The 25,262-nt window shown below is 53.6% G+C and carries 25 protein-coding genes and 1 pseudogene; 12 read left to right on the top strand and 14 right to left on the bottom strand.

Annotated elements, in window-relative coordinates; genetic code table 11:
• The first annotated feature begins 8 nt into the window (after window positions 1-8).
• Complete coding sequence (gene glgX / locus L379_RS11745; protein ID WP_032653608.1) at window positions 9-2,084, top strand: glycogen debranching protein GlgX; 2,076 nt, start codon at window positions 9-11, stop codon at window positions 2,082-2,084.
• Here the strand turns inward: glgX and L379_RS11750 are convergent.
• A complete protein-coding gene (locus tag L379_RS11750; protein ID WP_003857118.1) occupies window positions 2,081-2,629 on the bottom strand; it encodes a winged helix DNA-binding protein in 549 nt (182 codons plus the stop codon). The genes glgX and L379_RS11750 overlap by 4 nt on opposite strands.
• A 224-nt stretch (window positions 2,630-2,853) precedes the next feature.
• Between L379_RS11750 and L379_RS11755 the strand changes: the two genes are divergently transcribed.
• The 3 genes from L379_RS11755 to L379_RS11765 are packed head-to-tail and all read left to right on the top strand — an operon-like array spanning window position 2,854 to window position 5,564.
• Window positions 2,854-3,576, top strand: coding sequence for a DUF969 domain-containing protein (locus L379_RS11755; protein WP_003857121.1), 723 nt, complete (start codon window positions 2,854-2,856; stop codon window positions 3,574-3,576).
• Entirely contained in the window at window positions 3,573-4,559 is a 987-nt protein-coding gene (locus L379_RS11760; RefSeq protein WP_017382341.1) for a DUF979 domain-containing protein, read from the top strand. Before L379_RS11755 ends, L379_RS11760 begins: the two co-directional genes overlap by 4 nt.
• Before the next feature lie 9 nt (window positions 4,560-4,568).
• Entirely contained in the window at window positions 4,569-5,564 is a 996-nt protein-coding gene (locus L379_RS11765; protein WP_017382342.1) for a DUF2891 domain-containing protein, read from the top strand.
• A gap of 22 nt (window positions 5,565-5,586) precedes the next feature.
• Here L379_RS11765 and L379_RS11770 read toward each other — a convergent pair whose 3' ends face one another.
• On the bottom strand, window positions 5,587-6,975 hold the full coding sequence (locus L379_RS11770) for an MFS transporter (protein WP_032653606.1): 1,389 nt from the start codon (window positions 6,973-6,975) through the stop codon (window positions 5,587-5,589).
• Window positions 6,976-7,104: 129 nt separating this feature from the next.
• Here L379_RS11770 and L379_RS11775 point away from each other — a divergent pair, with 129 nt between their 5' ends.
• From L379_RS11775 to L379_RS11785, 3 genes are all read left to right on the top strand, one after another.
• Window positions 7,105-8,034, top strand: coding sequence for a LysR family transcriptional regulator (locus L379_RS11775; RefSeq protein ID WP_032653603.1), 930 nt, complete (start codon window positions 7,105-7,107; stop codon window positions 8,032-8,034).
• A gap of 63 nt (window positions 8,035-8,097) precedes the next feature.
• The gene (locus tag L379_RS11780; protein ID WP_003857131.1) at window positions 8,098-8,364 is read left to right on the top strand and encodes a type II toxin-antitoxin system TacA family antitoxin; all 267 of its coding nucleotides are present in this window, start codon (window positions 8,098-8,100) and stop codon (window positions 8,362-8,364) included.
• Window positions 8,352-8,837, top strand: coding sequence for a GNAT family N-acetyltransferase (locus L379_RS11785; protein WP_032653599.1), 486 nt, complete (start codon window positions 8,352-8,354; stop codon window positions 8,835-8,837). Before L379_RS11780 ends, L379_RS11785 begins: the two co-directional genes overlap by 13 nt.
• Before the next feature lie 50 nt (window positions 8,838-8,887).
• Here the strand turns inward: L379_RS11785 and L379_RS11790 are convergent, their stop codons facing one another.
• A complete protein-coding gene (locus tag L379_RS11790; RefSeq protein WP_032648331.1) occupies window positions 8,888-9,457 on the bottom strand; it encodes a hypothetical protein in 570 nt (189 codons plus the stop codon).
• Between the two features lie 15 nt (window positions 9,458-9,472).
• Window positions 9,473-10,438 (bottom strand): hypothetical protein, encoded by a 966-nt coding sequence (locus L379_RS11795; RefSeq protein ID WP_032648329.1) that lies wholly within the window; start codon window positions 10,436-10,438, stop codon window positions 9,473-9,475.
• Window positions 10,439-10,692: 254 nt separating this feature from the next.
• Here L379_RS11795 and L379_RS11800 point away from each other — a divergent pair.
• The 3 genes and pseudogenes from L379_RS11800 to L379_RS11810 all read left to right on the top strand — a co-directional run.
• A pseudogene (locus L379_RS11800) lies at window positions 10,693-11,021 on the top strand (ISNCY family transposase); the annotation flags it as partial.
• Window positions 11,022-11,449: 428 nt separating this feature from the next.
• Window positions 11,450-11,896 carry a DUF3290 domain-containing protein gene (locus tag L379_RS11805; RefSeq protein ID WP_032653595.1) on the top strand — a complete coding sequence of 149 codons (447 nt, stop codon included), beginning with the start codon at window positions 11,450-11,452 and terminating at the stop codon, window positions 11,894-11,896.
• 9 nt (window positions 11,897-11,905) lie between these two features.
• On the top strand, window positions 11,906-12,541 hold the full coding sequence (locus L379_RS11810) for a DUF421 domain-containing protein (RefSeq protein ID WP_015570517.1): 636 nt from the start codon (window positions 11,906-11,908) through the stop codon (window positions 12,539-12,541).
• Window positions 12,542-12,724: 183 nt separating this feature from the next.
• Here the strand turns inward: L379_RS11810 and L379_RS11815 are convergent, their stop codons facing one another.
• From L379_RS11815 to L379_RS11825, 3 genes are all read right to left on the bottom strand, one after another.
• Window positions 12,725-13,339, bottom strand: a complete 615-nt coding sequence (locus tag L379_RS11815; RefSeq protein ID WP_080337332.1) for an NUDIX domain-containing protein — start codon at window positions 13,337-13,339, stop codon at window positions 12,725-12,727.
• Window positions 13,339-14,631 carry a glycoside hydrolase family 28 protein gene (locus L379_RS11820; RefSeq protein WP_032653592.1) on the bottom strand — a complete coding sequence of 431 codons (1,293 nt, stop codon included), beginning with the start codon at window positions 14,629-14,631 and terminating at the stop codon, window positions 13,339-13,341. The genes L379_RS11815 and L379_RS11820 overlap by 1 nt, the downstream gene beginning before the upstream one ends.
• A gap of 104 nt (window positions 14,632-14,735) precedes the next feature.
• Entirely contained in the window at window positions 14,736-15,494 is a 759-nt protein-coding gene (locus tag L379_RS11825; protein WP_015570520.1) for a DeoR/GlpR family DNA-binding transcription regulator, read from the bottom strand.
• A gap of 86 nt (window positions 15,495-15,580) precedes the next feature.
• Here L379_RS11825 and L379_RS11830 point away from each other — a divergent pair, with 86 nt between their 5' ends.
• Together L379_RS11830 and tam are read left to right on the top strand one after the other, a co-directional pair.
• Window positions 15,581-16,165, top strand: a complete 585-nt coding sequence (locus L379_RS11830; RefSeq protein WP_032653590.1) for an NUDIX hydrolase — start codon at window positions 15,581-15,583, stop codon at window positions 16,163-16,165.
• Window positions 16,166-16,249: 84 nt separating this feature from the next.
• The gene (gene tam / locus L379_RS11835) at window positions 16,250-17,008 is read left to right on the top strand and encodes a trans-aconitate 2-methyltransferase (RefSeq protein ID WP_032653587.1); all 759 of its coding nucleotides are present in this window, start codon (window positions 16,250-16,252) and stop codon (window positions 17,006-17,008) included.
• A gap of 6 nt (window positions 17,009-17,014) precedes the next feature.
• On the opposite strand, the gene L379_RS11840 is transcribed toward tam, so the two are convergent.
• The 7 genes from L379_RS11840 to L379_RS11865 form a co-directional block, all read right to left on the bottom strand.
• Entirely contained in the window at window positions 17,015-18,205 is a 1,191-nt protein-coding gene (locus L379_RS11840; protein ID WP_032653583.1) for a cytochrome c biogenesis protein/redoxin, read from the bottom strand.
• A 135-nt stretch (window positions 18,206-18,340) separates the two neighbouring features.
• Complete coding sequence (locus tag L379_RS11845) at window positions 18,341-19,636, bottom strand: ATP-binding protein (protein WP_032653580.1); 1,296 nt, start codon at window positions 19,634-19,636, stop codon at window positions 18,341-18,343.
• Window positions 19,633-20,373, bottom strand: a complete 741-nt coding sequence (locus tag L379_RS11850; protein WP_022651194.1) for a response regulator — start codon at window positions 20,371-20,373, stop codon at window positions 19,633-19,635. The genes L379_RS11845 and L379_RS11850 overlap by 4 nt, the downstream gene beginning before the upstream one ends.
• Before the next feature lie 45 nt (window positions 20,374-20,418).
• Window positions 20,419-21,414, bottom strand: coding sequence for an alpha/beta fold hydrolase (locus L379_RS11855; RefSeq protein ID WP_032653577.1), 996 nt, complete (start codon window positions 21,412-21,414; stop codon window positions 20,419-20,421).
• A 134-nt stretch (window positions 21,415-21,548) separates the two neighbouring features.
• Window positions 21,549-21,776, bottom strand: a complete 228-nt coding sequence (locus tag L379_RS0124040; protein ID WP_254909581.1) for a GNAT family N-acetyltransferase — start codon at window positions 21,774-21,776, stop codon at window positions 21,549-21,551.
• A gap of 11 nt (window positions 21,777-21,787) precedes the next feature.
• Window positions 21,788-23,995, bottom strand: a complete 2,208-nt coding sequence (locus L379_RS11860) for a peptidase domain-containing ABC transporter (RefSeq protein ID WP_017382355.1) — start codon at window positions 23,993-23,995, stop codon at window positions 21,788-21,790.
• On the bottom strand, window positions 23,995-25,248 hold the full coding sequence (locus tag L379_RS11865; protein WP_032653575.1) for an HlyD family secretion protein: 1,254 nt from the start codon (window positions 25,246-25,248) through the stop codon (window positions 23,995-23,997). The genes L379_RS11860 and L379_RS11865 overlap by 1 nt, the downstream gene beginning before the upstream one ends.
• Between the last annotated feature and the right edge of the window lie 14 nt (window positions 25,249-25,262).

Below are 25,262 nucleotides of genomic sequence, written 5' to 3'. Positions count from 1 at the left end.
GAACAAAAATGCCAAAGGATACAACGTTTGAAATTCGGGCCGGTCATGGCCAACAGTTGGGCGCAAATTATGACGGGAAAGGAGTGAATTTCGCTCTGTTTTCCGCCCATGCGGAGCGGGTGGAGCTGTGTTTGTTTGACCCATCGGGAAAAACAGAAATCACCCGCCTGGAACTGCCGGAATATACCCATGAGGTCTGGCACGGCTATGTGCCGGATCTGAAACCGGGGGCGCTGTATGGTTACCGTGTGTATGGCCCTTACGATCCGGAGAACGGTCACCGCTTCAATCCCAATAAGCTGCTTATTGACCCCTATGCCCGTGAACTGGTGGGTGACATTGAGTGGAACGATGCCCACTTCGGCTATGAGCTGGGACACGATGAGCTGGATCTCAGCTTTGATACGCGAGACAGCGCGCCGTTTACGCCCAAATGTAAGGTCATCGACCCCAATGCCGTTGACTGGCAAGACTCCCGCCGACCCGATATCCCGTGGCCGCATACCGTGGTCTATGAGAGCCACGTCAAAGGTTTTACCCAGCTTAACCCGGCTATTCCGCCTGAACTGCGCGGTACGTTTGAGGGGATGGGGCATAAAGCGTCGGTGGAGTACATCAAAAGCCTCGGCATTACCTCGGTCGAGCTGCTGCCGGTTCACTGGTTCCCTGACGATCAGCACCTGCTCGATCGCGGTCTGAAAAACTTCTGGGGCTATAACTCGCTCGGTTTCTTTGCGCCAGCGTCACGCTATTACGGCCCGGCGGGGATCCAGGGTTTCCGCGACATGGTGCGTGCCTATCATGACGCGGGCATCGAGGTGATCCTCGACGTGGTCTATAACCACACGGCGGAGGGCAACGAGCTGGGGCCAACCCTGTCGTTTAAGGGAATTGATAACTTCTGTTATTACCGCACCATGCCGGATCAGCACCGGTATTACATCAACGACACCGGCACCGGAAACACCGTTAATACTTCACACCCGCGCGTATTGCAGATGGTCATGGACTCCCTGCGTTACTGGGCAGAATCGATGCAGATTGACGGTTTCCGCTTTGACCTCGGGACCATTCTCGGACGTGAGCCGGAGGGGTTCGATCCGCGCGGCGGCTTCTTCGATGCCGTGACCCAGGATCCGGTGCTGTCGAAGCTGAAGCTCATCGGTGAGCCGTGGGATATCGGCCCCGGCGGGTATCAGGTGGGAGGCTTCCCGCCTGGCTGGGGTGAGTGGAACGACAAATACCGCGATACGGTACGTGAATACTGGAAGGGGGATAACGTCTCTAACGATTTTGCCGCCCGTCTGTTAGGGTCCGGTGATTTGTACGATCTGCGCGGGCGTCGTCCGTGGGCCAGCGTCAATTTTATTACCGCGCATGACGGCTTCACGCTGAACGACCTGGTGTCGTACAACGAGAAACATAACGCCGATAACGGGGAAGATAATAACGACGGACATAACGATAACCGGTCGTATAACTACGGCGAAGAAGGGCCGACGGAGAACCCGGATATCATCGCCACCCGCGAGCGGCAAAAGCGCAACTTCCTCACCACGCTCTTCTTCTCGCACGGTACGCCGATGCTGCTGGCAGGGGATGAGTTTGGCCGGACGCAAAAGGGCAATAATAACGGCTACTGTCAGGACAGCGAGATCTCCTGGGTAAACTGGAAAGGGCTCTCTGAAAACGACGAGAAGCTGCGCGACTTTACCCGTCGGTTGATTGCCCTGCGCGCGACGCAGCCGCTGCTGCGACGTGAGAACTGGCGCGACGGGCTGGAGATCCGCTGGTTTAACGCCGGTGGCGGACCGCAGCAGTCGGAACAATGGGACGAGGGTTCCACCCTTGGTCTTGCCATCAGCCGCCCGGATCTTAAGCAGGAAGAGGGCGTCTGGCACGACGTGCTGATGCTGTTTAACCCGTTTGAAGGCACGGTTCCATTCCAGATCCCGCAGTTTGGCGAAGGGGGCTGGGTGCTGGAGCTTTCGACGGCGGATGAGGCCCCCACAGGGGAAATCATCACGGAATCCGTCGATTATGAACTGGCCGGGCGGAGTATGACGCTTTTCCGCCGTCCTTAAAGCGAGGCCGCCGCGCGTGCGGCGGTATCATACAGGGAGGAGATCGCGCGGAGTAACTGCGCGGTCTCGCCAATTGATGCTCCCGGAATGCCGCTTTCCGCATGAATGTTGATCAGGCAGGCCTCCCGCACCTCCCGGTACTTCATGCACAGCGCTTTTCCCTCCTCCGTGGTGGAGAAAAAAAGCTCTTTTCCGGCTTTCTCGCTGGTGACATATCCCGCCTTGACCAGCTTTTTCAGCGCATACGTCACCACGTGGGTATCTTCCACGTTCAGCACAAAGCAGATGTCGGCCAGCTTTTTCTTGCGGTTGCGGTGATTCACGTGGTGCAGAAGCGAAACGTCAAAGGCCCCCATATCCGGTTCACCCGCAGCGGTCATGCAGCGCACCATCCATTTGTTAAACGCATTGCTGGTCATGATCAGCGCATATTCCAGCTCTGATAATTCAGCACACCGCTCTGAGACGAGATGACGGGAGGAGACGATTCGCCCGTCCGCAATATCGTCGTGGTTTAACGCTGTCGTCTTTTTCTTTACTGTCATAACGATCCTTCCCCCGAAATGTAAACCCGTCGATAAAATAAGAACATTTTATTGATAAATTGTTTACATGTTTTTGACGTTCAGATATAGCTTTTTAGTGCAGGTTCTGTGGAGCCTGACGCAAAACACAACATCGCGCGCCGTAATGCACCGGCTTCGCTCTGCTGCGAAGTATAAAAAATAGCCGTCGGCGCGCAACGCTCACTTTGGATAGGGTAACGTTTATGGACAGTTCTACACTGTTGCCACTTATCGGGATTCCGGTGGTGGTTATTGGTTTTGCACTGCGTTTCAACCCGCTGCTGGTTGTCGTGGTGGCGGGGCTGGCGACGGGCCTGCTGGTTGGCATGGATTTCGGTATGCTGCTGGAAACCTTTGGCGAAAAGTTCGTGAATAGCCGATCGCTTGCCACCTTCATTCTGATCCTGCCAGTGATTGGCCTGCTGGAGTATTACGGGCTGAAAGAGCGCGCCCAGGCCTGGGTCGCGAAGATCGCCAGCGCCACCTCGGCGCGTATCCTGATGCTCTACTTTGTCGCCCGCGAAGGGACGGCTGCGCTGGGCCTGATGTCCCTTGGCGGCCACGCGCAAACGGTGCGTCCGCTGCTGGCGCCGATGGCGGAAGGGGCGGCCCTGAATGAATACGGCGAACTGCCGCAGACTATCCGCGACAAAATCAAAGCCCATGCCGCCGCGTGTGACAATATCGCGGTTTTCTTTGGGGAAGATATCTTTATCGCCTTTGGCGCGGTACTGCTGATTGATGCGTTCCTGAAAGAGAACGGGATCGAGGGGATCGAACCGCTGCATATCGGCCTGTGGGCCATTCCGACCGCTATTGCGGCACTGATCATCCATATGACGCGTCTGCTGCGCCTCGATGCCAGCATTCGTCGCGACGTGATGGCCTGGAAAGCAGAGCAGGGTACGCAGGAGATCGCACCATGATGACCCTCATCACCATTAACCGCGTGTATTACCTGATCGGCTTCGTCGTGATGCTGCTGGTTGTGATGACCCTTCGCGACCGCGCTAACCCGAAACGCTATACCACGGCGCTGTTCTGGTTTCTGTTCGGCGGGATCTTCCTGTTTGGCGATCTGATGGTGCAGGAGCTGGGTAAGTCGCTGGCGTATCGCATTATTGGCGGCGCCGTTATCGTGATTGCGCTGCTGGCCGGTTTCGGGCTGGTCGGGAAGGGGCATTATAAAATGTCGACCGAGGAGGAGCGTGTTGCCTCGTCGAACCGGCTGAAAAACTGGCTGTTTTTACCGGCACTGATGATCCCCGTGGTAACGGTCATCGGGACGCTGTTTCTGAAAGGCGTGTCGATTGGCGGCGTTTATCTGCTCGACCAGAAACAGCTTACGCTGGCGGCGCTCTGCGTAGCCTGCGTGGCGGCTATCCTTACCGGCTGGTGGCTGACCAAAGGTACGCCGCTGCATGCGGTGCGTCAGTCGCGTCGGCTGGTCGATACCATTGGCTGGGCGGTGATCCTGCCGCAGATGCTCGCCATGCTCGGCGGGGTGTTCGTGGTGGCGAATACCGGCGAATCGGTACAAAAGGTGGTCAGCCTGTTTGTGAACCCGGACAGCCGCTTCATGCTAGTGGTCATTTACTGCGTGGGGATGGCGCTGTTTACCATGATCATGGGTAATGCCTTCGCAGCCTTCCCGGTGTTAAGCGCCGGTATCGCTCTGCCATTCCTGATTAACGTCCATCACGGTAACCCGGCGCCGCTGCTGGCTATCGGTATGTACGCAGGCTATTGCGGCACGCTGATGACGCCGATGGCCGCCAACTTCAACATTGTGCCCGCCGCGCTGCTGGAGCTAAAAGACAAATATCAGGTTATCAAGATCCAGATCCCGACCGCGTTAACCCTGCTGGTGGTGAACGTGTTCTTAATGTATTTCCTCGTGTTTCGCTAAGGAGCTGCAATGGAATTAACGCAACATCAGGCTGACGCCTTCGCCAGAATGCCGTTGACCTATTTACGTCAGGAATACCCGAACCACATTATGCATCTGCTCAACGATGACGGCGACGTTTTGCCGCCTCGCGAGCTGCACCCGATCTTTTACGGCTGTTTTGACTGGCACTCTGCGGTGCACGGCTACTGGCTGCTGCTGCGCTGTCTGCGTCTCTGGCCCGAACTGCCGTGCCGGGAAGAGATCATCACTCTGTTCGAAGAACACCTGATCGACGAGAAGGTGGCGAAGGAGCTGGCCTATTTTACCGCGCCGTTCCGCGCGTCGTTTGAGCGGCCTTATGGCTACGGCTGGCTGCTGGCGCTGGCGCAGGAGCTGAAACAGTCGTCACTGCCACAGGCGGAGCGCTGGTACCAGACGCTGCAACCGTTAACGCGGGATATTCGCCAGCGGCTGGTGGATTACCTCAGCAAGCTCACCTATCCCATCCGCGTCGGAACACATTACAACACGGCGTTTGCGCTCGCGCTGGGGCTGGATTATGCCCGGGCGGTGACGGATGACGGGCTTGAACAGGCGATCCTGGACGCGGCGACGCGCTTTTATCATACGGACACGCAATATCCGGCGCATTATGAGCCGGGCGGCGACGAGTATATCTCCGGGGCGCTGACCGAGGCCCTGCTGATGAGTAAGGTGGTGGAGAATTTCCCGGCCTGGTTTGATGCGTTTCTGCCTGAAGTGGGTGCCGTTTCAGCGCTGATGAACCCGGCTGAGGTAAGCGACCGCACCGACCCGAAAATCGCACATCTGGACGGGCTTAACCTCAGCCGCGCGTGGTGTATGAAGCACATTGCCCGCGCTTTGCCGGAAAACCACCCGGCGCAACAGGCGTTACAGGATGCCGTTGCGCGCCATCTCTCGGCAAGCGTGGAGCATGTTGTCGGCAGTCACTACAGCGGCGGCCACTGGCTGGCGAGTTTTGCGCTGCTGGCGCTGGAGTAGCGCTTAGTTATATTTTTCGTGCTCATCCTGTTTCCGCAGGATGAGTGATTTTACGCAACCGGCTCGCGCTGACGACGACCGCTACCGCAGAAGCTGCGGCGGCGACCCACAGCGCAACATGAATTGACCTTTCATCTGCGGCCAGCAGAACGGCCACGGCGGCGGCGCCCAGACACTGCCCGAACGTGCGCATAATGGATAAAACACCGGATGCATAGCTCGCATGCTCACGAATAACGTTGGAAAGCATTTCCCGGTTATTAGGACTCTGAAAGCAGCCAAACCCCACTCCGCACACCAGACTCCGCAGGCAGATATCCCACACTGAAGGGCGGGCGGGTAATGTTGCCAGCAGGATCAAACCGACGACAAAAATCATCAGCCCCAGGGTGGATATCGCCGGGGCTGAAATCGTGTCTGCCCACCGGCCTGCATGCGGCGCAATCAGTACGATCCCTAGCGGCCACGGCGTAAACAGCAGGGCAGACAACACCGGGCTGTAGCCGTATTCGCTCTGAAACAGGAAGGGCAGCGCAATAAAGGTGATCCCCTGGCTGACAAAAGCAATCATCGACGTGAAGGCCGCGAGGGTAAAACGTTCATTTTTAAACATCATCGGCGGCAGTAAGGGGTTATCCGCGCGGCGGATCTGCCAGATAAACGCTATGCCGCTCAGCGCAGCGAGCATTGTCCAGCAAAGACTGCCAAGGTGATAAGTCGCGTCATGGAGGCTGTTCGCCGCCATGATCGTCGACCCCAACAGCAGCGCCGACAATATGGCGCCCGGGGTGTCGAAAGGCGCTTGCTTTCGAACCGCATCCCGCGGCAGCGCTTTGACCGCCAGCAGTAAGGCGAGGGTGCCGGGAACAACGTTTATCGCAAACAGCCATTGCCAGCTCAGGGTGTGAAGGATCGTCCCGCCCAATACCGGGCCGATAGCGGAGCTGGAGGCGATGAGCAGGGCGTGCAACCCCAGAATGCGGCCAAGCAATCGCCCGGGAAATACGGACCGCAGGATTGCGGGGGCAATACTCAGCGTCGCCGCGCCGCCGATCCCCTGAAGCACGCGCATACCGATAAGCACTTCGGGTGTATTCGCCAGCGCGCAACCCAGTGATGTCAGGGTAAAGGTCGTCAGACCTGCCAGAAATACGGGGCGATAACCCAGGCGGGCCGCAAGCGCCGCGAATATCGCCAGCGTCATCGCAGCCACCAGCAGATACCCGTTGGCGAACCAGACGGCAATACTGGCAGGTACCCGCATCTCCTGAGCCATGGAGGGCAGGGCAATGTTGATCATGGTGCCATCAAACACGCCCATTAAGGTGGTGGTCATAATTGCGGCCATCACCCGTGCGCGCGCCGGGCCAGGCAGTCCTTCGTCGCCGGGTTGACTGGAAAAGAGCGTCATTATGTTGTCCTCTGAGAAGAGTGTATGGATGACAAAACTATAAAGATGGCTTTTACAGGGCGGAAGGCGCACCATTTACACTTTATCGTTGCACGAAACGCCTTATCTGAATGAACAGGAATGAGCGCTATGACCGATCCTGATTTTAATTTACTGATTGCACTCGACATATTGCTGAGCGAAGCGAGTGTCGCAGGTGCAGCACGTCGTCTGAACCTCAGCACCTCGGCCATGAGCCGGACATTAAGCAGGTTACGCGACGTTACAGGCGACCCGATCCTGGTGCGCGCAGGACGTAACATGGTACTAACCCCGTGGGCCGAAGCGACCCGGGATCGCGCCAGACGTGCAGTGCACGAGGCGAGGGCGGTATTGCAGCCCTCAACTGAAACGTTCAGTGCGCAAAGTCTGGCGCGCCTTTTTACCATCAGGGCAAACGATGGTTTTGTGGTGGCGTTTGGGCCTGCGCTTATAGCGGCTGTGGCCGACGCCGCGCCGGACGTCTGTATACGCTTTGCGCCTAAGCCGGAAAAAACGTCGCGCTATCTTCGGGAAGGGCTGGTTGATCTGGAGATTGGCGTCCAGAGCAATATGGGGCCTGAAATACGGCTGCAACGACTGTTTGAGGATCGGTTTGTGGGCGTCGTGCGTAAGGGACACCCGCTGGCTAAGCAGGCAGAAATAGGCGTGAAGGATTATGTCGCCTGGGGCCATGTGGTAGCGTCACCCGAGGGCGCGTTGCACGGTTCCGTTGACGATGCGCTGGCCGAACTGGGGACAAAACGTAAAATCGCCAGCGTCGTACCGGGATTTCCGACGGCACTGTCCGTGGCGCTGGAATCGGATCTTATCGCCATGATACCCGCGCTCTATTTACTCAATCAGCAGGTAACGGACCAGGTACACGTTTTCGAGCTGCCGTTCAAAAGCCGTCGTATTACGGTATCGCAGATGTGGCACCCAAGAATGGAACGCGACCCTGGTCACCGTTGGCTGAGAGAGCAAATTCTTGCGATATGCGGTGTGGAGAGGTCAGACATGATAAAGGGCGCTGTATAGCGATTGCTATACACACTGCTTATGCTATGCTTGTAAAGCAATTGCTATACAAGAGGTATACCTATGAAATCAGATGTTCAACTCAATCTCAGAGCCAAAGAATCCCAGCGGGCGCTTATCGATGCCGCCGCAGAGATCCTCCATAAATCACGCACGGACTTCATTCTGGAGATGGCCTGTCAGGCAGCCGAGAATGTGATCCTCGATCGACGTGTATTCAATTTTAACGATGAACAGTACGCAGAGTTCATTGACATGCTCGATGCCCCGGTCGCGGACGATCCTGCCATAGAAAAACTGCTGGCAAGGAAACCGCAGTGGGACGTGTAACAGCACCAGAGCCCTTATCCAGCGTCCATCAACTGGCGGAGTTCGTCAGCGGAAAGGCCGTGCTTGACGAATGGCTAAAACAAAGAGGTCTGAAAAACCAGGCGCTCGGCGCAGCCCGAACGTTTGTCGTTTGTAAAACGGGCACGAAGCAGGTCGCGGGATTTTACTCTCTGGCTACCGGGAGCGTTAACCATACGCAAGCGACAGGTAATCTGCGGCGTAACATGCCGGATCCCATACCCGTGATTATACTTGCCCGTCTGGCTGTGGATGTCTCGTTACGCGGAAACGGGTTGGGAGCCGATTTACTCCACGATGCGGTTTTACGCTGTTATCGGGTAGCTGAGAATATCGGGGTGCGGGCGATTATGGTTCATGCACTCACTGAGGAAGCCAAAGCGTTTTATATCCACCATGGTTTCAAAGCATCGCAGACTCAGGAACGGACACTGTTTCTCCGGCTTCCCCAGTAGCGATAGTCGGATCGCCGCACGTAGCGGCGGGATTTTAATGGAATGAATGTTTAGCGCGTCTGGCTGATAAGCTTGCGCCAGACTCTGTTATGCAAAGTAAATAGCAGCATCTTATAGAAAGCGGTAGAGAGGATACAGATACCGCTAAGCCCAAGCATGACAATACTTACCAGCGCCGCGGTCAGACTGACGCCCGGAGAAGAATTACCGCTCAGCGCGGCCAGCAGATAGGCTGCCGTTAATACCAGGCTTAGCACCGCCAGCGTAAGATGTAACCGCACGGCACGCATGCTTCCTTTGCCAATCATAAACATCGTCACTCCGTTGATGCCAGCGAAGAGCAGGGCGATCAGCACGACCCACACGAATACGCGCTCTGCTGGCTGGCCGAGTGCGGCGAGTACGCCATACCCCAGCCACAGTTGCGGAATGGCGAAACTGACAATCACCCCGAGCGTACTGACCGCCGCCGGAATACCCATGGTATGTAGTCCCACAGGCTTAACCATATCTTCAGCCAACTGCGTCTTAAGCTGCTGCAACTGTGTCGGGGCGGCATTTTTTATGCTGGCGGACACCTCGTTACAATATTGCAGGCGACGGGTTAAAACTTTAAACATTTATATACTCAGCGTTTAGTTAGGTAAAAATGACTGCAGCACACCAACCACATAACGCCCTGACTGGACGGTATTTTGTGGGTTGCGGATAGTCCCTGTGAGTGAACTCCCCACAAAGGCCGATGCGTTGTTGACCGCACTCATTAACTCGCGCTGCAGTGATTTTTGTAACGATTCGCTGGGGAAACGTTTCGGATAAACACCTGCACGGATCGCGGCCTTTACGCCAGCACTGGAGATGCCTGGATTCTGCGCTTTAATAATCTCTTCCGTGATGCGCTTACGCTCGGCACGGCTCATGCTCTGGAACCAGGCGGTAACTTTACCTGAAGATGCCGCTTTCATCAGCTTGTACGTTTCTAAAGTACCTCGTAGCGCGGTTCCTGCCGCAGTCAGCGAAATGACATCCAGAACCGTCGTGGTGGCAACGTACCAGTCCTGGCTGTCGAGCCAGGCAACATCGGAACCATGGTCGTTATGGATAGCCAGCAGACGGCCCGCGCCAATCATGCATTGTGCTCCCGTAGCCAACGAGCCGGACAGGCTAATCGCCGCAATCACGCCGGATCCGCCAGCGGTAAAAGGCACAGCCGCACCAGCACCAAACGCCATGACAAGCGTAACAATCATCGCGCCACAGGCGAAACCGGTTGAAGTGATTTCAGTCGCAAGTGACGGCGTGGTTAACGTCGCCACCACGGCTTTTTCCGCACTGGTTTCCTTAGCATCCGGAATTTTACTGATGACCACATGGCTGACGGTGCTCTGATTCACATCAGCAATGCGTCGTGACGGACGAACCAGCCAGCGTTGCTTGCCATCATCGAAAATGATGCCGACATTGTAAAAGTTACGTGTACAGTCGAGCTGCGCGGCTAGCTTTTTAAAGTCGATATCAGTACCGGCCTGTAGGCCAAGGCTTCGAGAGACATCATAAGAGGGAAGGGTGCTGTCAGGCGACTGCTGACCGGGTAGATTCATCAGAGAGCTCCTTCATCCCGTGAGGACTGTGAATTAGCAGGATAATTTATTGAAAAAATTATGATTCCAACCTTAAGACTTAGATAATAGCAGCGTTAACTCAGCGATCAAATCACAAACTCATTATCACAACAGACCATTTAACATAATATACATTATGCGCACTAAGGTTGTAACAGCAAAATTGTAATGTCCGTTCTGGGATAAGGATAAGTTAAGTGTACATCACATAGATTCACCATCGAGGGATTCTGATGACGGCACACGCAGCGGAGTTTTTCACTATGGACAAAGTTAACCGACTCAAAATCATTCAGGACGTTGTCGTCCAGCCTCTGACCACACTGATGGCCGCGCAGCGCCTTGATATTTCAGACAGTCACAGCCAACGCCTTCTGTTGCGTTACAATGAATCTGGCCCACTGGGTATGGCTGGCCGTCGTCGCGGGAAACCCGGCAATAATCAACTACCGGATGGTCTTGCCCGGTACGCATTCAATATTATCCGCGAAAGCTATACTGACTTTGGGCCTACGCTGCCAGCGAGGAACACGAAGAACTGCACGATGTTCACCTGTCAAAATATTGGGAAGTACATTGAGGTCTGGCATTACCCGGATGGCCGGAAAGAACTCAGGCTAAACGGAGTCATCCTTCCCTACTTCACTTATAATCGTATTCAGGAAATTGATTAGGCTGCTATCGTGGACAACAAGCGCCTCGGGCAGATTCCTTAGTTTATTAAGCTGGTTCAGGACAAACGTTAGAAGATTATTTATACTCTGAATTCTTTTTCCGGTAGTGAGTGACCTGTATGGAAGAATGATAAATGCCCGACATGAGCGAAGAACGGAAGTTCTGAATGCTACTAACATTGAGATGCCTTGAGTCATAACAAGCAAGTCAACATAGTTGGCTTAAGGATAATGATCAATTTCAGCTGATAACTAATAAATGGAAATGTTTTACTATAATAAAATGTGGTTTTGAGGGGTTAGGGATTGAACTTATATGAAATTTTATAGCATAGATTATCTACAAATGCAGTCTAATATCAATGATTATTTAAAATACATAGTTATATTTAGTACTTTATTTATCTTGATCGTTGTTTTTAGCCTGTATATGCGTCATCGCCTGCAAACCAAATATCGTGACTTAACAATTATAGTTTTCTTGTTTTTGCTCTTCATTTCTGGTGTTCAGTATGCTGATTATACTGATAGTCAAAATATACATTCCCAATCCTCGCAAATGGTTAATTTTGTTAGGCTCCTATCACAAAAAAAAGATGTGAATGTAAATGCTATATTTTCCAGTTCCGTACAACTCTCTGATGGCATTATCGTTAAAATTAGTGATGTTTTTTATCGCGTCAATTTGAGCCCGGATCAAAAAACATACAATTTAGTAGAGGTTTCGTTAGTAAACCCAGAAATAGAAATCATAACAATCTGAGGTGTGGAAATGATAATTTATTTACCTATCATTATAAAGTTGGGCCTGGGGATACTGTGTTTAATTGTTCAAATAAATCTTATGGGAAAAGGAAATCTGGCCCCCTCATCTGCAATGGACCAGGTTCAAAACTATGTGCTGGGGGGAATTATAGGAGGCGTAATTTACAACGAATCTATATCGGTTCTTCAATTTATTCTGGTACTAATCATATGGACTCTTTTGGTCTTCGCTCTTAAATTCCTGAAGGAAAACAATCGATTAATTAAAAGGATAATTGATGGGAAACCGATTACCTTAGTACACAATGGCAGTGTTAATGTTAAGGAGTGTTTACGGAATGGTGTTTCTGCAAATGATCTAATGTTCAAATTAAGAGCAAATGGAATTTATGAGATAGAACAACTAAAACGCGTCGTTCTCGAACAAAATGGGCAATTAACCATCATACAAAGTGGCGATGAAAATATACGCTATCCAATTATAGTGGACGGTTTGGCCAACCATGACCTGCTAGAAATCCTTAATAAAGACAGTGAATGGTTAGAAACTGAAGTTACAAAGAAAGGCTTCAGTAAAATTAGTGAAGTATATTTAGGTGAGTACTTGTCAGGTAGGATTAATTTATACGGATATGAAAAATAACATCCAAACAATAACACCATTTTATCAGGAGGCAGCCATTTCTGGTGTGCCTCCGCCTGAGAATATTGACATTAACGTCCGCTCCTGGCACAGATCAAATATTTGAGCTTTGCGCTGCCCCGGGCATCTGAACTTGGCTTTGACAATGATGTGGAGACTCAATATTAATCTAAAACGTTATGATTAAGAGAACATATTTTTTGTTCTCGCCAGCAGGAATGCCGTAACTGAGGTGGCGTCAGTGATTTTGCCGTCACGTATTAATTGAGCAAAGGCACTAATTTTAATTTTTTTCACCGTCAGGCCGTATTCTTCCTCCTCCAGTTGCTGGCCGGTAAATGTCAGCTCCGTGGCAAGGTAAATATGATAACCCTGGGCTGAATAACCCTGTGCGAGCTTTTGATAACCGACGTACTCCATTTTCCCGGCGCTTAACCCGGTTTCTTCTTTAAGCTCGCCTCTGGCAACGTCTTCAGGTGCAGCGTCGCGAGAACATTCCCAACTTCCCTGAGGGAGTTCTGTGGTTCTCTGGCCCAGAGGGTATCGGTATTGTTCAACCAGATAGATTTCATCATTCTCAACCGGAATGATGACCACGAAATCATCTTTTTCAATGACGGAATAAAGCCCCTCGCTCCCATTGGCTCTCAGAATCCGGTCTTCCTTTAGCGACATCCAGCGGTTACGATAAATCTGTCTCGATTCCAGTGTTTTTATCTCTTTCTTCACGGTAAGCCCCTGATTTCTTTGCTTGTAGCTCTCTAACAGTAACGTTAACGCCTTCACCGTGCAATACATCAACGCTCATAACTGTCGTTACGGTCTTGCGTGTTCTCTACGGCAGTCACCTGCACATCCTTAAAGCGCAACCCATCCACACCGGAAATTTTCCCGAACTCTGACGCGTCAATCAAAATTCCGTCCAGCGTTAACCCGGTCACAGGACGCTCCGGATACCCCTCAATGAAAAATGCCCGCGAGAAATATTTGTTGTCTGAGCGACGCGCCGTCATATTTTTAATCGTCAGTCCGCTGACCGCAGTAAGACCGGCTTCGCCCTCAACACCTTCAGCCAGCTTGCGCCAGTGTTCTGGTTTATCAGATAAATTTCCCCGGTCGCCATAGCTGTACTGCGGAAACCAGTTCAGCTGGATCAGCACCGGAAAACGTACGTCCGTAAGATGTAAATTTTGGACGGTGATATCACGGATAAACCCGCCCCGGTTGCGGGCCGACTTAATGCGAAACCCGACGCCCGTACCGTTAAACGCGTTATCTTCTATCAGGACGCGTTCAATGCCGCCTGAGGTTTCGCTCCCCAGCGTGATCCCGGACCCCTTATTCAGCGTACAACCGCGAATCACTATATCCCGTGCTGTACGTGCTTTTTGCGCCGCTTCGCGTCCTCGTCCTGATTTTATGCAGATATTGTCGTCATTACAGGAAACAATGCAGCGTTCAACCCGCACCTGTTCACAGGAATCGATATCAATCCCGTCGGTGCTCGGCCCCGCAGAATTGCTGATTTTCACGCCCTCAACCGTGATATGGCGCGAATAACAAAAGTGCACGTTCCAGAATCCGGACTCCCGACTGGTAACATCACGCAGCAGAATGCTCTGGCTTTCAAAGACCAGAATATTGCGCGGGCGCTGACAGTCGTAATCAACCACCCAGCGCAATCCTCTGGCGCTGTAATCGCCGACCATGCCGCTGCGCTCGTCATCGCCCCAGAAGCGTCGCCACCAGATAACACCCTGCCCGTCTATCGTGCCTGTACCGGTAATACTGACGTTTTCACAATCGATGATATTAATAATGCCTGCCGGCCAGCGCATATCAATGCCCGCCACCCGGGTGTTTATCAACGGATAATCAGCCAGATCCTGGCTTCCAACGAGCTGTGCGCCAGCGTCCAGGCGAAGCGAAACACCGCTTTTCAGGAACAGTGCTCCGGTCAGAAAACGGCCTTGCGGAATAACAATGACATCGTTCTGTTGAGCGCTATTTATGGCCTGCTGAATGGCAGACGTTGACAGGCGTTGCGCGGTTGGGTCCGCGCCGCACGTCAGAATGGAGACCGCTTTCATGGCTTGTCCTTAAACAGATGAAAGCCTTAGTCTAGAAATCCGCGTGAAGGATAACCTTTGTCTGTTTGACAGCCACGCGGTCAGGCTGGCAAAAAAGCAGATATTTACTGGCTTGCGATCACCGCAACGCCCTTTTCTTTCAGAGCGCTCACCCAGCGTTCATCCGTTGTGTTTTCAACAACCAGCGTATTCACCAGCGACAGGTCGCCAATCACAAACGCCGAGGCCGTGTTGATCTTTTCCGGTGAGGCCAATACCACCGTTTCCGCCGCTCTGCCGGAAAATGCACGTTTGATGCACGCTTCTTCGTAATCTCCGGTGGTCAGCCCGGCCTCAGGATGGACGCCGGTGACCCCCATGAAGAACAGATCCGCATGAATATTATTGATGCCTTCAATAGCGGCCGCGCCGACCGTGACGATGGAGTGTTTATACAAACGACCACCAATCAGGATCACCTCTATGCATGGATGGTCGACCAGCCCCAAAGCGATACCCGGGCTGTGCGTCACCACGGTTATCCGTAAATCGGGTGGTAAGAACGTAATAAGTTCGGAGGTGGTCGTCCCGCCATCAATGATCACCACCTGCCCCGGTGAAATGAGCTGCGCGCCTCGCCGTGCCACGCGTTTTTTTGCATCCATTTTAACGGACTGACGCTCGGCAAAAGGCGCAATCGCTGACGATGCTGGCAGTGCGCCGCCGTGAACACGCTGCAAACGCCCTTCTGCCGCCAGTTCACGTAAATCCCGGCGGATAGTGTCCTCAGACACCGAGAAAAAGAGGCTGAGCGCAGTAGACTGGACCTGACCTTCCGCCTCCAGTTTTTCCAGAATCAACTGTTTACGCTGGCTTGTGAGCATGAATTATTCCTGTTGTTGCACGATATGCCTTGTATTTGCACGATAGTGCTGTTTATGATGCTTACTCTACGAGAGGAGAGCCAAACGTGCAATCAAAACGTGCAGATATACGCATTATCAACAGCGAAACGTTGTCCGACAACTGGTATAACCTGAAAAAATACACTTTTGACCTCCAGCGCAGCGATGGCGACTGGCAGCGACAAGAGCGTGAAGTGTATGACCGGGGGAATGGCGCGACGATCCTGCTCTATAATCGCGACAGCAAAACCGTCATTCTGACGCGTCAGTTCCGTTTCCCGGTGTTTATAAATGGTCACGAAGAGGATCTCATTGAGGCGGCCGCCGGGTTGCTCGATAACCTTGACCCGGAAAGCCGGATTAAGGCCGAAGCGGAAGAAGAAACCGGGTATAAGGTGACGCGCGTAGAGAAAATTTTTGAGGCCTATATGAGCCCGGGCTCGGTTACCGAGAAACTCTACTTCTATCTGGCGGAATATCACCCGCAGGATCGGACCAGCGCGGGCGGCGGCGTTAAAGCAGAGGGAGAAGATATCGACGTACTGGAAATGACGCTGGACGACGCGCTTCGGAGCATTGAAAATGGGCAGATTGTCGACGGAAAAACCATCATGCTGCTCTATCACCTGGCCCTGAAAGGCATTTTATAATCTCACCATTAGCCAGATACCTGCCCCGGCGCAGCTATTTGCCTGTGCTATTCTTGCTGAACACCTCAACATGGAGATGCGAAAATGGCCGACTGGGATCCCTCTCTTTATCTACAGTACAGCGCAGAACGCACACGTCCCGCCGCTGAGTTGCTCGCCCGGGTGCCGCTTGCTGACATAACCTCTGGCGTGGATTTGGGCTGCGGGCCAGGCAACAGCACCGCGCTGCTGAAACAGCGCTGGCCTTCTGCGCAGATCGCCGGCGTGGATAATTCCCCGGCCATGCTGGAGGAAGCCCGACAGGTCCTGCCAGACTGCCACTTTGTTGAGGCGGATATCCGGCACTACAAACCTGACCAGCCGCTCAGCCTGATCTACGCCAACGCCTCACTGCAATGGATCCCGGACCATTACCACCTTCTGCCACACCTGGTTTCACTGCTCCAGTTAAACGGCGTGCTGGCGGTGCAAATGCCTGACAACTGGCTTGAGCCGACGCACGCCCTGATGCGTGAAGTTGCCTGGGAACAGGGCTACCCCGATCGTGGCCGCGAGCCATTGCCGGGTATCCATGCCTACTACGATATTCTGACGGAAGCGGGATGCGACGTGGATATCTGGCGCACCACTTACTTCCATCAGATGAGCTCTCATCAGGCGATTATTGACTGGGTCAGCGCGACGGGGTTACGCCCGTGGTTACAGGAACTCAACGAAAGCGAGCAGAAAAACTATCTGAAACGCTACCTTGAGCTGCTGGAAGAGCAGTATCCGCTCCAGGAGAACGGGCAGATACTGCTGGCTTTTCCGCGCCTGTTTATGGTCGCTCAGCGGGTTCCGTAAGCCGGATCAGGAACGCGCTTCCTTGAGCAACTGCTGAATTACGGCCTCCTGCTTGTCGTAGTTCCCCTCGCCAAACGCGGTGTAACGCAGTTGCCCTTTCGCATCGAAATAGTAATGTGCTGGCCAGTACTGATTTCCGAACGCGCTCCAGATTTTGTAGTTATTATCCGTCACTACGCGGTACGGCAGCTGCCATTTATTGACCGCGTTTTTCACCGATGATAACGGCTTTTCCCAGGGGTATTCCGGGGTGTGGACGCCAATCACTACCAGACCTTCAGACTGATATTTCATCGCCCAGTCACGCACGTGCGGAAGCGTATGCTGGCAGTTGATACAGTCCCAGGTCCAGAAATCGATAAGCACAACTTTCCCCCGCAAGGCCTCAGAAGTGACAGGGTCACCGTTTACCCAACCCGTACCGCCGCTTAATGACGGTAGCTGGCTGCCCGGCGTCGCGTCAGCGACCGGTTGCAGTTTCACCTGCGTGGAGGTGGGTTGCGCAAGGCTCAACAGGGCATTTTCCAGCTGGTCGGCAATACCGTTGGCGCCTTTCAGAGCTGAGGTGATCCCGCTGGCGTTGCACGCAACGGCGGCTAACATCATCACTCCCGCTCCCTGACGCAAACGCGCCATCAATGCGGATTTGGCCCTCAGAGGGGTTATCAGCTTACGGCCCCCCGCGACAAGCAGCCCCAGCATCAACGCGCACCCACTGCCGTAAGCGGCTAACAGCGCTCCGGTTGCGATGGCCGAGTGGCCCGCAATATTAATGCTGAAGATCGCCCCGAGAATCGGTCCGGCACAGGGGGACCACAGCAGCCCAACGGCCAGCCCTGCCAGAAAAGCCGAAACCAGACCGCGTCGCTGCATGCTGTGGGTATTGAGAACGTTTCCCGCGCTGACCGCCGGGCGGGCAATGCGCTGAGCGAACTGCGGGAAGATCAGGGCCAGGGCGGCAATGCTCAGTACCAGCAGCGCAATCCAGCGACCGATAACGGTGGCGTCAGCGATCCACTCGCTGGCAACCGTTACTACCATCGCCACCAACATGAACATCACAATCATTCCCGCCAGAAGCGCCAGAATGTGTTTGCGCTGCCCCTGAAAGCCGGCGAACAGCAGAGGAATGACGGGAAGCGTGCACGGACTGAGCAGACTAATCATGCCGCCTAAAAAAGCGATTATCATAAACATAACGACCTCACGATACGGTTGCTGCGAAGATGCAGTGAGGTCATTTCATCGTACGAATGTGTTCAGGCCGTGTGTGAAAAGCTGGATTTTGTCTGCCTGCGTATCGGCGCGGGGTGCAGATACACAGGCGTACAATTAACCGCGCGGAAGGATCACGCTTACGGCCAGCCCTCCCTCTGCCCGGTTTGCAAGATGCAATTTCCCGTCAAGCTGGGCGGTGAGCTGCGCGGCAATGGCGAGGCCTAACCCGGTGCCGCCCGTTTCCCGGTTGCGCGACGTTTCAACCCGGTAGAACGGCTGTAACACCGCCTCCAGTTCTGCCTCCGGGATGCCAGGGCCGTTATCCATAATGCGGATCGCTACCTGCCTTTCATTTTCATCAATCTCTATTACCGCGCTATCGCCAAACTTCAGCGCATTATCGAGCAGATTGGTCATTACCCTGCGCAATGCCTGGGGACGAGTGACGATCGGCAGACGCGCATTGCGTGCATGAAACTGCACGTTTTTACCAATGTCCTGATAATCACTGGCGATGCTGTTAACCCACGCATTCAGCTCCAGCTTCAGCGTGGTCTCTTCCAGAGATTCTGATGACCGGGCATAGGCAATCCCCTCCCGTACCAGGCGCGACATATTATCCAGGTCGCTCAGCAGCTTATCGCGGAGTTCGGGCTGATCCGCCATTTCGATCCGCAGCTTCATGCGCGTGATGGGCGTCTGGAGATCGTGAGAAATGGACGCCAGAATCTGCGCGCGTTCACGCAGATAGGTCTGTATCCGCGACTGCATCTCATTAAAAGCGTGCGCTGCCTGGCGCACCTCAACCGGACCTTTTTCAGTCATCGGAGAATGGGCCGCAGGATCGAGGGAATCAACCGCGCGCGTGAATTGCAGGAAGGGCCGGACAACCTGGCGCACGGCAACCCAGGAGCAGAGCGCGACAAGTAACAGCTGAAGAACCAGCACCACGGGCAACCAGCTGGCGACAGGCGGCATGCGCGGGATCAGATCGATGGTGAGCGGTGCGCCGTCGCGGAGCGTCAGATGGGCCTGAATATGGGAAATCGGCCCCGGAACGGCCGTAAAACGCAGCGGATACTGGGAAGAAAGCGTCTCTTTCAGGGTTCGGACCGCATCGCGCGAGCGTTTATCCGTTGGTGCTGCGCCTGGCTCGCCCGGACCAAGAATATAACGATAATTACCGCGACTGAGGCGTTCCAGCCACTCTGGCCGCTCTTTGGCCGGAAGCCGGTCGAGAATGGCCACGCTGGTCGCGACGTCGTTCTCCAGATTGCCCAGCATAACCGTGCGCGCACTGCGCATTCGCTCAACCATGACCAGCGTCAGGCTGAGCGCGTTAGCCAGCAACAGCCCGAGCAGCACAATGATCAGCAGCCGGGCCAGTAACGTGCGGGGCCACAGCGTCATTCATTGGCCTCGACGATGGTCACCGGCATGGTAAAAACGTAGCCCTCGCTGCGTACGGTTTTAATGTAGGCTGGCGTGCGGGCATCTTCATTCAGGCGCTGTCGCACGCGGCTCACCAGGAGATCAATCGAACGCTCAAACAGCTCGGCATCACGTCCCTGCGTCAGGTTCAGCAGCTGGTCGCGGGTCAGCACCCGTTGAGGATGATCGAGGAATACGCGCAAAAGGCGATATTCCGCCCCGCTGAGCGCCACAACCATACCCTCGTTATCAATCAGATGACGCGCCACGGTATCCAGCTGCCATTCCCCGAACACCACCAGGCGCCCTGCCTCGGTCACCTGAAGATTAGGCGGCATAGTACGAAAACGACGCAGGATAGCTTTGATACGCGCCAGCAGTTCGCGGGCCACAAACGGTTTCACCACGTAATCGTCGGCGCCCATCTCCAGCCCCAGGATGCGGTCCGTGTCCTCGTTGCGCGCGGTGAGCATCAGGATCGGCAGATCCTTATGCCTGCTGCTGCGCAGCTGTCGACACAGCGTCAGGCCATCATCGCCGGGCATCATCACGTCCAGCACCACCAGGTCGATATGCTGTTTGTCGAGCACTACGCGCATCTCTTTCCCGTTCGCCGCGCCAGAGGCGTGGTAGCCGGATTTCACGAGGTAATCGACAATCAGCTCACGAATATCCCTGTCGTCATCGACGACAAGGATGTGATCAATATGCTCCACCGCAGGCTCCCTGATTAAGAGGTAACGGATTGAAAATAGCACATATCAGAGCTTATCCGCGTCGACAACGGCGTTAACAAAGTCCTGCGGATCTTCCTGCGGCGGGTTGTGGCCAACCGTTGCGCCGAAAGTCCGGTGCTCATATTTTCCGGTGAATTTCCCCGCATAGGCTGCGGGTGCAGGATGTGGTGCCCCGTTGTTACCGCCCTCGATGGTGATGGTCGGCACCGTAATGTTCGGCAGCTTAGCCAGCTTTTGTTCGTAGGCGTCATATTTCTGCTCCCCCTTCTCCAGCCCCAGACGCCAGCGGTAATTACTGAGCGTGACGGCAACGTGGTCCGGGTTATCGAGGGATTTGGCGCTCGCATTGAAGGTGGCATCGCTGAATTTCCAGTCAGGCGAAGCCTGGGACCAGATCAACCGGGCAAAATCGTGCGTATTTTTAGCATAGCCTTCCGCACCGCGCGGCGTGGCGAAATAGAACTGATACCACCACTGAACCTCTGCCTTCGGCGGTAAAGGCTGTTTGCCAATCGCCTGGCTGCTGATCAGGTAGCCACTCACCGAGACCAGCGATTTCACCCGTTCCGGCCAGAGCGCCGCAACGATATCCGCCGTACGCGCCCCCCAGTCATAACCGGCAAACACCGCCTGTCTGATATTCAGGGCGTCCATCAGGTTGACGATGTCTTTTGCCATCGCCGCAGGCTGGCCGTTTCGCGGCGTTTTTTCAGAAATAAAGCGCGTGGTGCCGTACCCGCGCAGGGACGGCACAATGACACGATACCCCTTCGCAGCCAGCGCGGGGGCCACGTCTGCATAACTGTGAATGTCGTACGGCCAGCCATGCAGCAGGATCACCGGTTGCCCCTCTTTTGGCCCGATATCGACGTAACCGACGTTCAAATCGCCAGCGTTAATCTGTTTTACCTGGTTGAAGGCCGACGCGTAATCCTTACCCGTCGCTTCCGCCTGACAGGACATCACGGTGCCAAGCGAAACGGTCAGGGCGACTGCTGAGTATGCGAGTTTGTTAAACATGATGTTATCTCCGGGTGAGTTCAGTTGACGGAGATATAACACCATGCGTTTGTATAAAGGATGTGTGCGGATGCGGCTTTATTGCATACCTGTGTATGTATCACAGACGCAGATACAGTGTGATACAAACCCGGTTAAGGGGTGATTCGGTACCGGACGTAATCGTCGGCTTCACCATAGTGGTCATACAGCTTACGCGCCGGATTGTGCATGCGGGTTACCCAGTAGAGTTTTGACCACCCTTCCCGCTTACCCTCATCGATCAGGGCGTCGATAAGCGCTTTACCCGCCCCTGCGCCACGTTCGGCAGCGTCAACAAATAGATCTTCCAGATAGGGGTAAGTTTGGATATCGAAAATTATGTACGTTAAGGTTAATTTTTTGCCATCACGTCATTAGTATATTCACAAACAGACTCGCCATTATTGACTGTATGCTGGAGATTCAGCTCCGTTAAGTAGCCGTCTGCCAGATACAAAACCCGGTCTGCAGAGGCTATGGTTTCCGGGCGATGGGCTATCAGCAGAACAGGCAGCCCCAGTTGACGTAAGGTCTGGCTTATCCGGATTTCACTCTCAACATCAAGGTGGCTGGTCGCTTCATCCAGTAACAGGAATCCCGGTTTCTTGTACAACGCCCTTGCCAGCAGAATGCGTTGTTTTTGTCCTCCGGAAAGCCCTCCGCCGGTTTCACCAATCAGCGTCTGATACCCCATCGGCATTGCCATAACATCGCTGTCGATAAGTGCCAGTCTTGCGCACTGGATCATTCGTTCATAATTTCGGTCATCACTGAAAAAAATAATGTTATCTGCTACAGAACCTTTGAAAAGATGGTCATCCTGCAGTACGGTACCGATACGCTGACGAACCTGAAAATAATCCGGATGCGTATGCAATATGCCAAATGCCCTGATCCTGCCCTCATCAGGGATGTGGATCCCAAGGATAAGCTTCACCAGTGTCGTTTTCCCGCATCCGGATTTACCTGTAATGGCAACGACTTCTCCGGGATTGAGTGTCAGCGACACCCCGCCGATTATCGGATTTTCCCCTCCCTTGTGGCTGAAGATGATGTGCTCAAGTACTAGAGGAGCATGAGCATATTCATCCATCTCCCTGCGGGATACAGAAGGAATGTGCGAAGCGTTGTTATGCTCACGAAAAGGCTGTTGCTGAAGGCCTTCTGTCGGGGTCAGTACAATATCAGCCAGTCGTTCGTTGTAAACATCGAGCATACGCCAGGAAAAAAACTTATCAGTCAGGCTACTGATACTGGAAGAAAAACGCGTCTGATAGGATAAATAAGCAACCAGCATGCCGACGGTGAAGGTTCCATTCAATACCTCCCCGGCGCCTTTCCACAAAATGATTGCTGATACCACGCTGCCGGTAAGAGTGTGAGCAATGTCATAGCACATCAGCAGACGGCTCTGACGCAACTGCGTATTTCTGCGGGCAACGTTGAGATTCAGCCAGGCGGCCTCACGATGTGCCGTCACACCGTTAATTCTCAGGCTGAGGATCCCGTTGAGTGTTTCAAGAAAATGCCCGGACTCCTTGGCACCTGCATCCCAGGCATCTTCTGCCGACTGTCGAAGGGACGGATACCACAGTGCCCTCAACACACCATAGAAAATGGCTGCAAGTACGGCGATCAATGTCATTTCAGGACTGTACAGCAGCATCATGCAAAGCGCAGTCACCACGAGCAACACATCCAGAATACCTTCCAGCACTTGCGTAGTCAGCGCCTGCTGGATGGTATCTACCGCCTCAAAACGAGCATTAATACTCCCCTTACTGCGTGCATCAAACCAGGCCAGAGGAAGATGGACCAGATGATGGAAAACCCGTGCTGTCCACTGCATGTTAAAATTGACGGACAGTGTAATACTCGCCCACTGGCGGGCCAGTGACAGCAGCATCTGGGTCAGTGACATCAGCAGAAGCGCAATAATAATGACGGTCAACAAACTCTGGTCGGCAGCCACCAGGACTTCATCAATCACCAGCTGGTTGAGAAGCGGGCTTCCCAGTGTCAGGATTTCGAGTGCCACGGCAAAAACGATAATTCGCGACATTGCCGACAACAGACCCGGTGTTTTACCTGTCAGTTGGCGCAGATGGATTTTTTTCCTTTCATCCCGAGCGGTAAAATCACTGGCTGGCATCAGCTCCAGCGCGACGCCGGTGAAATGTTTTCCAGCATCCTGTAGGGAGAGCGTTACTTTTCCCTTTTCCGGATCATGAATAACCAGCCTGCTTCCGCGAACTTTATGTAGCACAACAAAATGATTCATGTTCCAGTGGAGAATACACGGGAGAGAAAGGGATCTTAGGTCCTCAAGCTCCAGCCGAACTGCCCGGCTGGATAATCCGATACCGGCCGCACATTCAGTCAGTCTCTGCAGGGTCATCCCTTGTGAGCTGATACTGAAACGTTCGCGCAGTGTGGGTAAGTCTGTTTGCAGACCATGCCAGCAGGCCATCATGACCAGGCATGCCAGACCACATTCCGCTGACTCTGTCTGTCGGGTGAGAGGAAGCTGTTTTCTCCCGGTCCATTTAAGTGTATCCATCACAGCTTTCCTTTCAGGCTCCAGAGCGGCTCAGTCAGCCACTCCCACAAATTGCGGGTATCCAGGCTGACATCCCCCTCAAGAACCATGCCGGGGCGCAGGGCTTCCTGTTTCCCATAAGCCAGAATAAAAGTATTTTCAGGTTCAACGATGACGCGGTAATGACCTTCATTCTCCTTCCAGGTCACAGGAGATACGGAGAGTAAATCAGAAGATGTCAGCGTTGTATGGCTTATTTCACGGATAGTCCCGTACTGCACACCAAACTTCTGATAGGGGAAGGCAGAGAACCGCAGGGCAACACGCTGCCCCGCCTGAATAAAGCCAGCATTCTGACTGGTAGCATAGAGTTCTATCTGCAAACGGGCATTGTCGGGAATGAGGGTCATGACAGGTTCAGATGCCCTGACAGACTGTCCCTGTCTGACCAGCACGGCAGCAACGGTTCCGGATACCGGTGAAGTCAGCGTGAAATTTTCCTTACCTGCCAGTTCGTCCTGCTGTTGCCTGATCACCTGCAACTGCCTGTCCATTTCAGCCTTCCGGCTATCACCCTGAACGATGAGATGGTCAAGGTCGTCTTTAGCAGCCTCCATCGCGGTGTGCAGTTGCAGAAGCCCCTGACGCTGATCCTCAACGTTTTGCTGTGACGTTGAAACGTCAATCTGCTTCTGCTGGTATTCGATATCTGATACGTAATGCGTATCAGCAAGTTTCTTATAGCGCTCCATAACAGACACGGCCAGCGCAGCCTGATGCACGGCAAGTGACAGACGCTTTTCTGCACTTTTAACCTGAGGTTTCAGGGAAACTATTCGCTGTTGTATGGCATGCTGCTGCTGACTGTTGTCACGCAATTCCAGGGTCTGTTGAGAAGTCAGCATTGTAAACTGAGTTTGTAGGGAAAGTCTTATAGCAGCGAGTGTACCTGCCCCCTGTTCGTTGAAATGTTCACCGCTGATATGATAAAGAGTCTCACCGGCAATAATGTGTTGACCTTCTGAGGCGGTCAATTTGGTTACGTAGCCAGCATATTGAGGAGTGATTTTTACCAGCCCGGATGAGGGCATAACGATTCCGGAAAGGTGAGCCTTACGTGTATAGCTACCATAAAGAATAAAGAGTATCAGGCACAGAAATATGAATAACGTTGTGAGTGCGCTTACTGATAAACCGAATGACGCAGGTAAAACAATCTCACCATAATCAGAATCTGTTTGATGATTTAAAGCCTCTTCCCTGATGATATTCATATCCCAAATACCCT

The sequence above is a fragment of the Enterobacter sp. MGH 33 genome, assembly GCF_000534535.1.
In the GTDB taxonomy this organism is placed as follows: Bacteria; Pseudomonadota; Gammaproteobacteria; order Enterobacterales; family Enterobacteriaceae; genus Enterobacter; species Enterobacter hormaechei_C.
Note: the sequence above shows the minus strand (reverse complement) of the source record. Positions and strands in the feature narration are given on the sequence as shown.